9 protein-coding genes are annotated in these 13,245 nt (G+C 58.1%); 7 read left to right on the forward strand and 2 right to left on the reverse strand.

The features are described 5' to 3' along the window. The first annotated feature begins 63 nt into the window (after positions 1-63). The 4 genes from ureC to ureG are packed head-to-tail and all read left to right on the forward strand — an operon-like array spanning position 64 to position 3,511. Complete coding sequence (gene ureC, locus AN476_RS08450; RefSeq protein WP_054460691.1) at positions 64-1,806, forward strand: urease subunit alpha; 1,743 nt, start codon at positions 64-66, stop codon at positions 1,804-1,806. Between the two features lie 10 nt (positions 1,807-1,816). Next, positions 1,817-2,254 (forward strand): urease accessory protein UreE, encoded by a 438-nt coding sequence (locus AN476_RS08455; RefSeq protein WP_054460693.1) that lies wholly within the window; start codon positions 1,817-1,819, stop codon positions 2,252-2,254. Further along, positions 2,238-2,891: an urease accessory protein UreF gene (locus AN476_RS08460; RefSeq protein ID WP_054460695.1), complete on the forward strand. Its 654-nt coding sequence runs from the start codon at positions 2,238-2,240 to the stop codon at positions 2,889-2,891. The genes AN476_RS08455 and AN476_RS08460 overlap by 17 nt, the downstream gene beginning before the upstream one ends. After that, positions 2,888-3,511, forward strand: a complete 624-nt coding sequence (gene ureG / locus AN476_RS08465; protein WP_054460697.1) for an urease accessory protein UreG — start codon at positions 2,888-2,890, stop codon at positions 3,509-3,511. The genes AN476_RS08460 and ureG overlap by 4 nt, the downstream gene beginning before the upstream one ends. A gap of 41 nt (positions 3,512-3,552) precedes the next feature. Here ureG and AN476_RS08470 read toward each other — a convergent pair whose 3' ends face one another. Together AN476_RS08470 and AN476_RS08475 are read right to left on the reverse strand one after the other, a co-directional pair. Further along, the gene (locus AN476_RS08470) at positions 3,553-4,155 is read right to left on the reverse strand and encodes an acyl-homoserine-lactone synthase (RefSeq protein WP_054460699.1); all 603 of its coding nucleotides are present in this window, start codon (positions 4,153-4,155) and stop codon (positions 3,553-3,555) included. A 178-nt stretch (positions 4,156-4,333) separates the two neighbouring features. Continuing rightward, the gene (locus tag AN476_RS08475) at positions 4,334-6,076 is read right to left on the reverse strand and encodes an ATP-binding protein (RefSeq protein WP_054460701.1); all 1,743 of its coding nucleotides are present in this window, start codon (positions 6,074-6,076) and stop codon (positions 4,334-4,336) included. A gap of 545 nt (positions 6,077-6,621) precedes the next feature. Here AN476_RS08475 and AN476_RS08480 point away from each other — a divergent pair. From AN476_RS08480 to AN476_RS08490, 3 genes are all read left to right on the forward strand, one after another. Further along, complete coding sequence (locus AN476_RS08480; protein WP_054460703.1) at positions 6,622-7,605, forward strand: hypothetical protein; 984 nt, start codon at positions 6,622-6,624, stop codon at positions 7,603-7,605. Positions 7,606-7,687: 82 nt separating this feature from the next. Beyond that, positions 7,688-12,067, forward strand: a complete 4,380-nt coding sequence (locus AN476_RS08485; RefSeq protein WP_157063710.1) for a hypothetical protein — start codon at positions 7,688-7,690, stop codon at positions 12,065-12,067. Between the two features lie 41 nt (positions 12,068-12,108). Then, positions 12,109-13,158: a hypothetical protein gene (locus AN476_RS08490; RefSeq protein WP_054460709.1), complete on the forward strand. Its 1,050-nt coding sequence runs from the start codon at positions 12,109-12,111 to the stop codon at positions 13,156-13,158. Positions 13,159-13,245 lie beyond the last annotated feature (87 nt).

The following is a 13,245-nucleotide window of genomic DNA, read 5'->3' on the forward strand; positions in this document are numbered from 1 at the left end:
CTCCCCCGCCGGGGCCATCAAAACGGCCTCTCCCTCGAACTCCTTTGCCAAGGTTCCACCCCTATGCCCACCCAAATCTCCCGCGCTGAATATGCCGCCATGTTTGGCCCCACGACAGGGGACAGGCTGCGTCTGGCGGATACCGATCTGATCATCGAGGTAGAGCACGATCTGACCGCAGACCGTGCCGCGGGGTCAGCCAATGCGCCACTATATGGTGAAGAGGTCAAGTTCGGCGGCGGCAAGGTGATCCGCGACGGCATGGGGCAGTCACAGGTCACCCGCGCCGCCGGGGCTGTGGATACGGTGGTCACCAATGCGCTAATTGTCGATCATTCCGGCATCTACAAAGCGGATGTCGGCCTGCGCGATGGGCGCATCGAGGGCATTGGCAAGGCAGGCAATCCTGACACCCAGCCCGGTGTTGACGTCATTGTTGGTCCCGGCACCGAGGTGATCGCTGGTGAGGGGCGCATTCTGACGGCCGGAGGCTTTGACAGCCATATCCACTATATCTGTCCACAGCAGATCGAGGATGCCCTGCATTCGGGCCTGACCACAATGCTGGGCGGCGGCACCGGGCCGGCCCATGGGACATTGGCCACCACCTGTACGCCCGGTGCCTGGCATATCGGTCGCATGTTGCAATCCGCCGATGCCTTTCCGATGAACCTGGCCTTTGCGGGCAAGGGCAATGCCGCCCTGCCCGGCGCCCTGGAAGAACAGGTTCTGGGCGGCGCCTGCGCCTTGAAACTGCATGAGGACTGGGGCTCAACGCCTGCCGCGATTGATTGCTGCCTCTCGGTGGCTGACGCCATGGATGTTCAGGTGATGATCCACACCGACACCCTGAATGAAAGCGGCTTTGTCGAGCATACTGTCGGGGCCATCAAAGGGCGCACCATCCATGCTTTTCACACCGAAGGTGCCGGCGGAGGTCACGCCCCGGATATCATCAAGATCTGCGGCGAAGATCATGTTCTGCCCTCTTCGACCAATCCCACCCGTCCCTTTACCGTGAACACCCTGGAAGAGCATCTGGATATGTTGATGGTCTGCCATCACCTGGACAAATCCATCCCCGAAGACGTCGCCTTTGCCGAAAGCCGCATCCGCCGCGAGACCATCGCCGCCGAAGATATCCTGCATGACATGGGCGCCTTCAGCATCATCGCCTCTGACAGCCAGGCCATGGGCCGGGTCGGTGAGGTCCTGATCCGCACCTGGCAAACCGCCGACAAGATGAAGAAACAACGCGGTCGTCTCGCCGAGGAGACAGGCGACAATGACAACTACCGGGTGCGCCGTTACATTGCAAAGTACACCATCAACCCCGCCATCGCCCATGGCCTGAGCCATGAGATCGGCAGTCTGGCCGAGGGCAAGCGCGCCGATCTGGTGCTCTGGGATCCGGCCTTCTTTGGCATCAAACCCGAGATGGTCCTGCTGGGCGGCTCCATCGTGATGGCCCAGATGGGGGACCCCAATGCTTCGATCCCGACGCCGCAACCCGTCTACTCGCGTCCAATGTTTGGCGCCTTTGGCCGTTCTGTTGAAAACTCCGCTGTGACCTTTGTCTCAGAAGCGGCGCAGCAAGCTGGGATCGGCGATAAGCTGGGGCTGGCGAAACAGACACTCGCCGTAAAAAACACCCGCAGCATCGGCAAAAAGGATCTGTTGCTGAATGACGCCACCCCGGTGATGGAGGTGAATCCCGAAACCTATGAGGTGCGCGCAGATGGCGAGCTGCTGACCTGCCAACCCGCCGATGTCCTGCCCATGGCGCAACGCTATTTCATGTTCTGAGGAGAGACAGATGGAGTATCCAACGGCCCGAGAGGTGATCCACAGCCATCAGGGGGACGATCAAGTCACCCTCACCTATGACGCACGTTTTCTGCGCCGCAAGGTGCTGACCACCGCCGGGGGAACGAAGTTCCTGGTGGATTTGGCCCAGACCTCATCCGTTGGGCTGGGGGATGCCTTCAAGCTCAGCGACGGGCGGTTGATCGAGGTGGTGCCTGCCAGCGAGACCCTGTTGGAGGTGACCGGTGATCTCGCCCGGCTCGCCTGGCATATCGGCAATCGCCACACCCCCTGCCAGGTGGAACAGGACCGGCTGTTGATCCAGGAAGACCACGTGCTGCGCAACATGCTGGAAAAACTGGGCGCAACCCTGCGCGAAGTCATTGCCCCCTTTTGCCCCGAAGGCGGTGCCTATGGCCACGGACGGACCCATGGCCACAGCCACTAACGCCCAAATCCTGGTTCTGAGCCAATGGCTCTCTGCCGCCTACCCCGTTGGCGCCTTTGCCTATAGCCACGGGCTGGAGGCCGCGGCGGATCAGGGCTGGGTCACAAATGGGACGGATCTGGAGAACTGGCTGCAAGAGGTGCTGACCCTTGGCGCAGGACAGTCGGATGCGCTTTTTCTGGCAGCCGCCTGGCGGGCCGAGACAGCCCAGACGCTTGCCCAGCTTGACGCAAGCGCCCGCGCCTTTGCCGCCAGCAAGGAACGGCTGTTTGAAACCAGCCAGCAAGGCCAGAGCTTTGGCCTTGTGACCGAAACGATCTGGGGCGGGGCGCTCACTGGGCTCACCTACCCGGTCGCATTGGGGGGGGCTGCCGCCGCGCAAAACCTGCCCCTGGATCTGACACAGATGATGTATCTTCAGGCCTTTCTGTCCAATTTGATCGCAGCAGGTCAGCGTTTGCTGCCGGTGGGCCAGACTGAAGGGCAACAGATCCTGCAGCGCCTCAGCACCCGCCTGCCCTCGATCGCCGCCGAGACTGGGTCTGGCGATCTAACCCAGCTTTCCGCGACCGCCTTTCTGGCGGATATCGCCGCGATGAAACACGAAACACAACACTCAAGGATTTTTCGCACATGATTAGCCCCAATGGTCCCCTTCGTATTGGCATCGGTGGTCCGGTTGGCGCCGGCAAGACCACGCTAACCGCGGCCCTAGCCGAGATCCTGCGCGACAGCTTTTCCATTGGTGTCATCACCAATGACATCTACACCCAGGAAGATGCGGAGGCGCTGGTGCGCCTGCAGGTGTTGCCTTCGGACCGGATCATCGGGGTCGAAACCGGCGGCTGCCCGCATACAGCCATCCGGGAGGATGCCTCGATCAATCTGGCGGCCGTGGCCGAAATGGTTGCGCGCCATCCGGAGGTCGAGATCGTGCTGATCGAAAGCGGTGGTGACAATCTGTCAGCCACTTTCAGCCCAGAACTGGCGGATCTGACCATCTATGTGATTGACGTGGCGGCCGGCGAAGAGATCCCCCGCAAGGGTGGTCCGGCCGTCACCCGATCAGATATTTTGGTGATCAACAAAACCGACCTGGCCCCGCATGTGGGGGCTAATCTGGAGATCATGCAGCGCGATGCGGCCCTTATGCGCAAGGCCTTGCCGAGCTACTTTACCAATCTAAAGTCCCGCATCGGGGTGCAAGAAGTCTGGGAGGAAATCCGCAAAATCGGTGGTCTGGCCACTGCAGCGTAACCGCCCAGGCCTAGGGCGCCCTCCTGCGTCATGGGAGCTGGCTAGGCCGCCCGGCTGCGCACAGAATTGGCATCGGCTTTCATGTGATAGGCTTGGCAAAGCTCGCCCCCCACTTCCAGACGAGGGCCAGCCGGGGAAATTGACAGCCCCGTGCGCCGCATCAACAATCCTGCCGCAACCGAGGTCAGGCAGATGTAAGAGCTAAAGTTCCAGGCTTCAGCCAACCGGGCCAGGGTCAAGCCGATTTCGGTTCTGACCCGCATCCGAATTCGGCTGTTTAACGTATCATCAACAAACACCCGACTGACCTCCCAGGTTGCAGGATCCTGCGGCGCAGGGTCGTCCAGGAGGTTCTCGGGCATATCCGGCAAGAGGCCCAGCTGTGCATCCCGCAGCATATAGCTTGCGTTGAAGTTATGGGCGGTGGTGGGGGTCACCCGCAGGCCGCCATAAACCGTAAGTCCATCGTGAATTACGCAGTAGATGCTCTCTGGGGTGTCATATTGATCGAACTCCAGCCCCCGCGTATTGGGAAGTTTCCAGCCGCGCGCTTCGATAAAATGGTGATACCGGGCACGCAAAAGTGCCGTGAACAAAGTTCCGGTTTCCCCCAAGTTATCAAAGGTGATTTCTGTCGATTGCATCCGGGTGCCTACCCACTTGGTTGAATCACTTAAGACACAGTCTCGGGTGATTTGCTAAAATGTAAATCAACTTTTACAGGCAATCGTAAATTTTACATTAACTTGCGTGTACTTACTTGGGGGCAAAAGCGAGATCATGCGCAGCGCGCCTGGCAGCCTGCACTATGGTCGAAACCCTCTAGGCTTGGGCTGCCGCAATCCTGCGGATTTCAGAAATCAAAAGCGACTTCTTCACTGGCTTGGCAAGGTAGCCAAGGGCGCCCAGATCCAGAAACCGTTGACGATCCTCAGGAGCGGCATTCGCCGTCAGCATGATCACCGGCGTTTCTGCGATCCGCCCCCCGCGCCGCGCCATCTCTGTCAGGGTTTCCTCGCCATCCATGACCGGCATCTTCATGTCGAGCAAAACCAGGTCCACAGGGCGCTGCTCCAGACATTTCAGCGCCTTTGCTCCATCCTCTGCCTCAATAATCTCGACATCGCTCTTTTTGAGAAAGGCGCGTACAACCATGCGGTTTGATTGGGTATCATCGACCAGAAGGATGGATTTAAGCCCCAGATCCCGATCGGAGGGCGGCGGTCCATCTGGAGCGCCTGCAACAGCGAGAGTGTCGGCGGCCGGGCTTGGCTCTTCCAGTGTTTTGAATTGGCTGGTAAAGGTGAAACAGCTGCCCTGCTGTGGGGTCGAGCTGATGGAGATGTCTCCCCCCATCATCCGCGCAAAGCGGCGCGCAATGGCCAAGCCTAGCCCGGTGCCCGGAACCGTTGGCGCATTCTTGTCCACCGCCCGGTAGAAATCGGAAAAGAGATAGGGGATTTGATTGGCGGCAATACCGCGCCCAGTATCCGAGACCGCGATGCTCAAAACCGATTTATCTGTGCCAGGTTCCGCCGTCACATGGACGTTAATTTTTCCGGTTTCCGTAAACTTGACCGCATTAGAGACAAGGTTTCCAATCACCTGTCTGAGCCTCAAGGCATCAAATTCGGCATAGTCCGGGACGCTCTCGCCAAAACTGAGAGAAAGCTGCAAGCCCTTGGCCACTGCGGGAGACCGAAACATCTCAACAGCGCTTGTTATCTCAACCCGCGGCGCGGCAGTGGTCAGGTTAAGCTCCAGATGTCCGGCTTCGATCTTCGCATGATCCAGGATATCGTTTAGAATTCCGGTCAGAGCCTCAGCGGACTTCCGCAACAATTGGCTGCGTTCCTGCTTGGTGGAGGGGTCCGTTTCTTCCTCATCCAGCAGTTCGGCCATGCCGCAAATGGCATTCAGCGGCGTGCGGATCTCATGGCTCATGGCAGCCAGAAAACGGCTTTTGGCGCGACTGCCCGCCTCCGCAGCGCTCAAGGCGTGGCGCAGTTTGTCGGTCATCAGATTGAGCGCCCGCATACTATGCGCGATATATCCGGCCCCCAGCACCAGAATGACCACGGCGATCCCGATCTCAACCGGGCTGGCAAAGGCATGGAGGAAACTGACAATCATGAACCCCACGGCACAAATGATTGGCAGCGCCGTCAGCAGGCCAAAAAACATCCATTCAGACCGGGCAACCACGCTATGATTAAGCGCGATCACCAAAAGCATGGTTCCTGCTAGTTTGGGAAAGGCCTCGGGCTGCAGAAAAAGAAGCAGGGGCAAGGAATTGAAGAACAAGATGCCGATGAAAGCAGAGACGGTGAACAGCGCAACACCGCCAACGGTGACACGATGCCGCAACATCCGGTAGACCACAATCCCGACCAACTCGATCACCGCGAGACTCAGATAGATGAAACAGACCGTTTTGAACGGCAGATAATAGAGAGACAGAAGCGCAATGACTGTGATCGACGCAAACCGAGAGGGCAGGTCCTTGCGGACCAGCTGGTTTTGAGCTGACACCGAAGCCTTGAGGTTTGGTGATAATGTCAACATTCGCATCGTCCTTGCGGTGTCCTTCACATCGTTCTTTGTCTGGCCAAACAAACGCCGAGAGCAACCGTTCACCACATTCCGAACTGGAGCGGATCCACATTCCCCAGTTAGCCTAGACCCCAAAAGTGTGCGGTCCTTTCATCTCAGCCCCTTCGTCACGAGACACTGCACCGATCAGATTTTCTGTTTCAGTCGTGCCGCAAGTGTTGCCCGCTAGGTGGCCTCCGATCAAGCCTATCTAACACAGACGGGACCGATGATCAGGTCTGTTGAGTTGATTTTCTCCTTAAAATTCATCTTGTTTCAAACTCTTGCCAAGCGACACAGCCAGATCTTGGGCCCATTTTAGCTAGGTCAATCTTTCGCGATCACTGGTGATTTTTGATGGCAGAGAACCCTGAAAACAGCCCTCTCGCTGGTCCGTTTTGTTAAAACAAGCACAACCTCAAGGCGCAATCAGAACAGAGGGGTGACACAGCCCCTCTGTTTTGCTTAGCCTCGTAAATGTAACGATTCCCGACGCCCTGCATTTCAGGAGCATTTTTATGAGTAATTTCAATCCACGCGGCTCTGAGCTCAAGGCTCTGCTCAAGCTTGCGCGCAAACAGCCCGTCGCTTTTGCCTACAACCCAGGAAAGAACGCCAAAGAAGACTATTTTGGTCTCCATCGGCAAAAATCGCCAGAAATCATCATGAAACAGGCGCGGAGCGAGGGGCCTGGAAACAAGGTCGCCTTTGGCACATTTACGGTCGACGGCAAGGATCTGTCGTTGACCTGCCTGAAAACCCTGCCTGCCCTGGCAAAAAAACTACGCGCCTACCTGAAGGCGGAAAAAATTTCGCTCAGCATTCGTGTTCTCGACGCTGACGGCACCGAGCTGGAAGCAGATTTGGACGAAGCAGAGACTCAGGCCAAGCCTGCCTCCCAAGAAACCTCCGCTGCGGCTCCCGTAGATGACCAAGAAACCGAGGCGCCAAATGACCCGTCGTCCCACCCAGCCCCTACAGACGATGAGGGAGCAGCGCCAACTATTGTGGCGCAGGAAGCGAGCCTAAAACAGAGACTGGCGTCCCTGACTGCGGATGCAAAGCAGACTGGCCTGGCTAAGACGCTGTTGCCAAGGGCCGCCAAGAGCCTGGTCCAGTTCATGAAGGCTCAGGATTTTGCCAAGGCAGAGGCCCTGCTTGGGGCGCTGGAACAAAAGCTCGCGGATCAGGGCGCGACGCTGGTGACTGAATGGGAAAAGGCCCACAACAGACTGGCGCTCCAGGTAGAGCAGGCCAAACAGGCGAGCCCCCAGGCTGCTGACAAGCTGGACAAAGCCTGGGCAGATATCTGCAAACAGGCAGAGGAAAAACGCTTTGACGCAGCTCTCAAGATGGCCGCCAAGCTGGCGCCTCTCTTGCAAAAACAGATCGACCGAGCCCAAAGCGCCGAAAGGGACAAACAGCCCGCCAAGGAGAGCAGACTGCCGAAGCTTGCGGCGCTGGAAAGGCGGGTCGACTCGCTTCTGGCTGCCCTGGCCTGACACGGGAGCCGTATTTCCGTAGCCCTTTTGTGTCCGTCAATTTTCACAAGCATTTCCCAACCAACGCATTCTTGGAGGCCCCATGGCTAGGAACATAAAGTTCGCTCAGCTCGCAAAGGTCGAAGCCGAAGTCCAGCGAATGACCGCCGAGGAAGCAGAGCTGCGCCAGCTCTGTCTTGCGGACGGCATCATCGACGCGGCAGAACAGATGGCACTGGATCGCATCAAAGACAAGATCGCCAATCTCCAAAGCACCGCCCAGGAAATCCGCACGACGCTGGAGAAAAACAAAGCTCATTTTGAAAGCCGGGCTAAGGAACTCGCCAACCTCCGGGACCGGTTGACGCAGCTCAAGGATGACGGCCACCCCCAGGCGGAAAAACTTCAACAAGGCCTTGCCCTCATTCGGAAATGCCTGGCCGACGAACGCTGGGCGGATGCTTCGGTGGCGCTTGTGGTCTGCCTGAAACGCCTTGCCGCCATCGACGGCGCGCAGCCCGCCCCGGTCGCGCAAGCATCGGAAGACGAAGAAGAGGTGATCAGCGATCTGCCCACCATCATCCGGCGCGCCCGCAAGCACCCGTTGAATTTTGCCTGCATGCTGGGCAAAGAGACCGTGGTTCTGAACGCGCACAAGCGCAAGGCAGTGGGGCTGCTGGCCAAACAGGCCAAACAAGAGGCCCAGTCCAAGCGCGGCGCTTGGGGGCAGATGCAGGTGGAGGCACGTTTTCTCGTCCTCACTTGTGAAGAGACCCCACCTGCCCTGCTGGCCCGCGCACTCAAACTGCATCTGCGCAACAATGGGGTTAAGCTCGGGGTGCGCCTTGTCACGCCTGAGGGCGAGGTCCTGGGCGAGGAGGAACAGGATACAGGGCTCTCTGCCTTGCAACAGGCTTTTGAGGATCTTGATCCAGAGGCAAAAGATGCAATCAACCGCAAGACGGATGCCGCTTTTTATAAGGCCACGGGCTTTCCCAGCGGCGCCAAACTGGAACGCTCTGATCCGCGCTATGCCGAACTTGCCCCGACCTGGATGCAAATCCGCGACGATCAGGTCGCCACCGCAGCCAATCTGGCGAAGGTTGATGATCGCATCTTTAACATTCTCGCCTTTTCTCGCGATGATCCAGAGATGACGCCGGAACTGGCCCTCACCCTGGCCAGTCTCTCCGCAAAACTCTCCTCGCTGCCCACCCGCGAGCTTGCCGCCTTTTGGGATGGCAATGAGCTGCGCAAGGAAGACCTGGCCGACTTTGCCAAGGCCTCCGACCAACTGATGCAAGAGCGGTTCGAACGGCAGGAAATGGGCGCCGGGCCCAAGACATTTGTGCCAGGCAAGGCCACTGGCACGGTTGTCGCCAAAATGAAGGGCGTGGACATCAAGGCCGAAAACCGCGAGGCACGGGATTTTGGCTCTAGGGATGCAGCCGTCGCCTTTGCCCGCTCGCTGAAAAAGGGGGCGGCCATTCTGGAAGAAGACGGCCGCTATGTCGTCTATCACGCGGATCTGAAATCGAATTTCATCTGGGGCGCAGATCTGGAACTGGATGATATCGACATAGATTTCACCAAGTCTGACGTGGATGACACCTGGGTTTCCAGCAACGCCAGCAATCTTGCCGCCATCATCACCGATGACGACTATGTCGTCGACACCCGGCGCGGGATCAAGACCTTTGCCGAGCTGGATCGCGTTGGCAGCCCGCTGGGCCCCTATGACGCCCATATGCAAGCCTTTGGGCCCGGTCTGTCACTGATCAAGGACCAGGAAAGTTTTGAGGCGCAGTTCGAATTGGTGATGCGCGACGCCACCTATGATGCCATTGCCAAGGCCGAAACCGCAGCCAAGGAGGCTGTCGCCAAATACCGCAATCCGATGACGGCAGAGGATAAGGCGGTGGCTGTTGCGGTGCTCGACAAGATCTCAGTGATCAACAAGGAGCTGGAAGCAAAAGAGAGCGAACTTCTGTTGGCACGGGCCGTGCTTTACACTGGTTACGTCGATTTGCTGATGGAATTCGGCAATCCCGCATTGATCCCAACGGCCCTGTTGGATTCTTTGATCACAAAAGGCGAGCTCATCGACACCAAAAAGAGCGAAGCCGATAGGGTCGAGGCCCTGAAAAAAGAGGTGGCGGCCCTCAACGCCAAGCGGATTGCAGCGGCTGGCCCCTTCCCGCTGGCCCTCAGAATCGAAGATCCAGAAGCCTTCAAAAATCAAGGTGGTGCGGCAAATGCTGCCGAGCTGCGGAAGATCTGCACCACCATACAGGAGGACATCAAAACCACCCGCCAGAACGTCGACGATGGTGATTTCAATTTCTGGACCATGCCGGAAATCGCCGGAACCGCCATGTCTTCGACGGGGCTACAGGGGGATCAGCTAAAATGGGCGCAGGAGCGGATGCGCGCCGAGGGTATCGAGGACATGGTCTGGTCCGGGGCCGAGGCGGTTGTCACCATCGGGCTTGCCATCGGGGCCATCTTTGCCTCGGGAGGCACCGCCTTGGTGCTGGGCGGGGCCGCCTTGGTTCTGGGCGGCGCCAGTGCCGTCAATATTACCGAGGAATACTTCCGCAAAGGCTCAGCTGCCAATATCGCCCTGGATCCGACCCAGGGACTCTTGGACCCCAAAGATGTGCCCCATTGGGGCTGGGTGGTCGCCTCTTGGGTTGGTGTTGGCCTGGATGTGGCAGGCACTGCCGCCGCCATCAAGGCCACTCGCCAGGCCGTAGATATCCTCAAAGGCGCGCAGGATCTGAGCGAGGGCTCCGAGGCTGTGCTCAAGGCGGCAAAGTTGATGAACACCACGCCCGAGGTCATTCTGGCCTCGCTCAAGGGGCGTCAGGCCTCCAACTTCAAAGTCGCAATGATGGGCGAAGCGGCCTTTGACGCTTCCTTTGGCCGCACCGCCTCTGAAGCCGCAACGGTCATCCAAAAGACCGCCGATGGCGGCTACAGCGCCACCGTTGTTGTCCGCGCAGGCGCCGATCCAGTGGTGCGCCAGATGGCGGTTGCAGAAGAGATGCGCCATATCGCCCAACTCAATGACGCAAAATTTGCCGACGACGTGGCCCTGCTGACCGAAGAGGCGCTCGCCAATTGGCAGACCAAATCCGTGATCGACAAACTGCGCTCGGCCCGGGCTCAGATCCGGCTGGAGACCGACAGCCAGGCCAAGGCCCTGGATCAGCTGCGCAAACAGCTGGGCGATGGCGGGGATGAAACCCTGCTCCGCAAACTGCAGTATCAGATTGACGATGCCGAGGGCGCCCTGGCGCAATACTCGAAGCAATTGGACGAGGTCGAGGACGCGCTGAAGACCGGCGACGTGCCAGCTGGGCTTGACCTCTCTTCGCCCCCGCGCCTGTTCAACACCCCCAATTTCGAACTGCTCAGGGCAGAGCTGAACCTGCGGGAAAACGCAGCGCTGAAGAAGGCGATTGACGACTATTTCCAACAGTCCGGAAATTTGAAACGCGAATATTACTACCTGACCAAAAAGGGCGATGACTGGGGCCTGCATGTCTCGAAAAAGGGCAGTGTCGCCGACGAGGCAGTGCCGACCCTGAAAATCGAGGTCACCGAGGATGGCATCAAGGTTGTCGAAAAATCGCGACCCAATACCAAACAGATGCGGGCCCAGATCGAAAAGCAGTTTGGCGCCAAAAGCGTCGTCGAAGGCTTTGAAACCGCGCTGGACTTCCTCCAATCCCCCTATCAACGCGCCTATACGCGCAAATATGAAGAAGCCTTGGTAGCGCTGAAGATGCTGGAGGGGGGCGAGCCCCGCTCTGTCGACACTATCATCAGAAAGGTGATCCAGGACAATGGCGGCGACGCCAGCAAGATCACTGATGCCACCTTTGAATCCGCTTTTCGCCGGGAAATGCGCAGCCAGATCGCAAAGGCGGTTTCAGAGATCGAAGGTCCGGCACATGCTCAGGCGCTGCAGGACGCGCTGAAGGCCATGCCGGACAACCCTTCCAAGGGAGCACTGTTCACGGATATCCGCCGCACCACCCTGCGCAAGGCAAAAGAGCTTGCAGATTCTGGCGAAGACGTGGTGGATCTGTCCATCGTCGATCGTACCCCGGGGGACTTGAAGTTCACCATAGATGGCAAGACCTATATGGGTGACGGCATCGTTGCCACTTCGCAGGATCTGGCCCTGGCTGGTGGCAAGGGCCCCAAGAAAGCCGGGGCAAACTACCTGGTAGAAGACAAGAGTTCCTATGCTGCCTTTGAGATTGACCAGTTCAAACGCTATGTCCAAATGCTACAAGGCGGGAAAGGCTTTGCGACCACCAACCAGAAAGTCATGAGCGGTGTGACCTATTTCTTTCCCGATATAGAAACCGCCAGAAAAGTGATCAGACTACTTGGGAAGAAACGTGTCAAAATCCCCGATGACATACACATTGGCGGCTACTTGCCGGATGGATCTATTGCTTGGCTGTAAAGTTAGCCTTTAAGAAAAGAAATTGAGAAAGGCGGGACAATATGGATTTTGTTCGACCCATTGCACTGACCTACAATCTGGTCCTTGGTCCAGAGGTTTCGATAGAGGCTTTGATTGCATTCGTGCAGGAGGTTATCTGTGACACCGAAGGCTTTGAGGCCGAGACATGGGAGCTCTTTGCTGAAAGCGACCTAGATGACAGTGCAATCCATCAAGGCTCCCTGCCCCAAAATCTTGCCGAAGAACGCAGCCCAGAGGTCCTTGAAAAAGGTTTTGCTGTCGACGGGAAGCAGGGCGGTGCCTATCTGAGAAAAATCGAGCATCGCGCGGATGATCCGGACTATGGGGAGACTCACGGGCATAGGTTCGGCTGGCAGCTCACCTATAGTGTTGACCTGTTTGACGCCAGCGAAGCGGGCTGCCGCACTGCAATCACCTTGATGTCAGAAGTCATTGTCCAAGCCGGCCATCGCCTTGGGGCGCTTTGGGGAGAATTGCTGCGCGAAAGCAGCGGCTCTCTCGGGCCCACCCCGCCTCATGCCGACCCGGAAGTGCTGGTGCAGATTGTTCAGACCGACGAGATTGCCCGGGCCTATCCCGATCCCGAAACCTATTGGGCGCAATGGGACGAAGTGAATTATGTCGGCCAGGGCCGTGCCATTGTCAGCCGCGGGTTGGGCATCACTGATGAAACCGCCTTTAAGGAAATGGTGGCCGAACGCGGCATTGCGCTGTGTCAGACCGCCCGCCCCGGCCTGTCAAAATTCCTGCAAGGCCCCTTGAGCGCGGAAGAAAAAGCCATGCTGCAGACCCAGGAGAGTTATCTTGATCAGGTCGGCCTGGACCCCGACACGCATATCCTTGAATTTGCGGCCTATGTTCCCGAAGACAGCTATATGACAGCGCGCGACTACAAGACCCTGCTGACTTTCACCTCGCCACGGACCAAAAAGACAGAAGGGATCGAATCCGTTCGCATCGCCTTTCCCGACGAGGCCATGGCACGGCGTGAATTCCCCCTGCTCAGCACTTTGGAGGTGGATATCATCTACATGAGCGATGCTGGTGTCTGGGCGCCACTGACCTCATAGCACCCTGCAAGAAGGCCCCTTGAAGCGTTGCAAAATCGGGTCATTTGGGGGCCGCAAGATTTTGCCACGACCACCACCAATACCGAT

The organism is Phaeobacter sp. 11ANDIMAR09 (assembly GCF_001294455.1).
Taxonomy (GTDB): domain Bacteria; phylum Pseudomonadota; class Alphaproteobacteria; order Rhodobacterales; family Rhodobacteraceae; genus Pseudophaeobacter.

Coding starts and splice junctions, on each gene's coding strand:
- AN476_RS08480 (WP_054460703.1), top strand. CDS start 6,622: ATGAGTAATTTCAATCCACGCGGCTCTGAGCTCAAGGCTCTGCTCAAG.
- AN476_RS08475 (WP_054460701.1), bottom strand. CDS start 6,076: ATGTTGACATTATCACCAAACCTCAAGGCTTCGGTGTCAGCTCAAAAC.
- ureC (WP_054460691.1), top strand. CDS start 64: ATGCCCACCCAAATCTCCCGCGCTGAATATGCCGCCATGTTTGGCCCC.
- AN476_RS08485 (WP_157063710.1), top strand. CDS start 7,688: ATGGCTAGGAACATAAAGTTCGCTCAGCTCGCAAAGGTCGAAGCCGAA.
- ureG (WP_054460697.1), top strand. CDS start 2,888: ATGATTAGCCCCAATGGTCCCCTTCGTATTGGCATCGGTGGTCCGGTT.
- AN476_RS08470 (WP_054460699.1), bottom strand. CDS start 4,155: ATGCAATCGACAGAAATCACCTTTGATAACTTGGGGGAAACCGGAACT.
- AN476_RS08460 (WP_054460695.1), top strand. CDS start 2,238: ATGGCCACAGCCACTAACGCCCAAATCCTGGTTCTGAGCCAATGGCTC.
- AN476_RS08455 (WP_054460693.1), top strand. CDS start 1,817: ATGGAGTATCCAACGGCCCGAGAGGTGATCCACAGCCATCAGGGGGAC.
- AN476_RS08490 (WP_054460709.1), top strand. CDS start 12,109: ATGGATTTTGTTCGACCCATTGCACTGACCTACAATCTGGTCCTTGGT.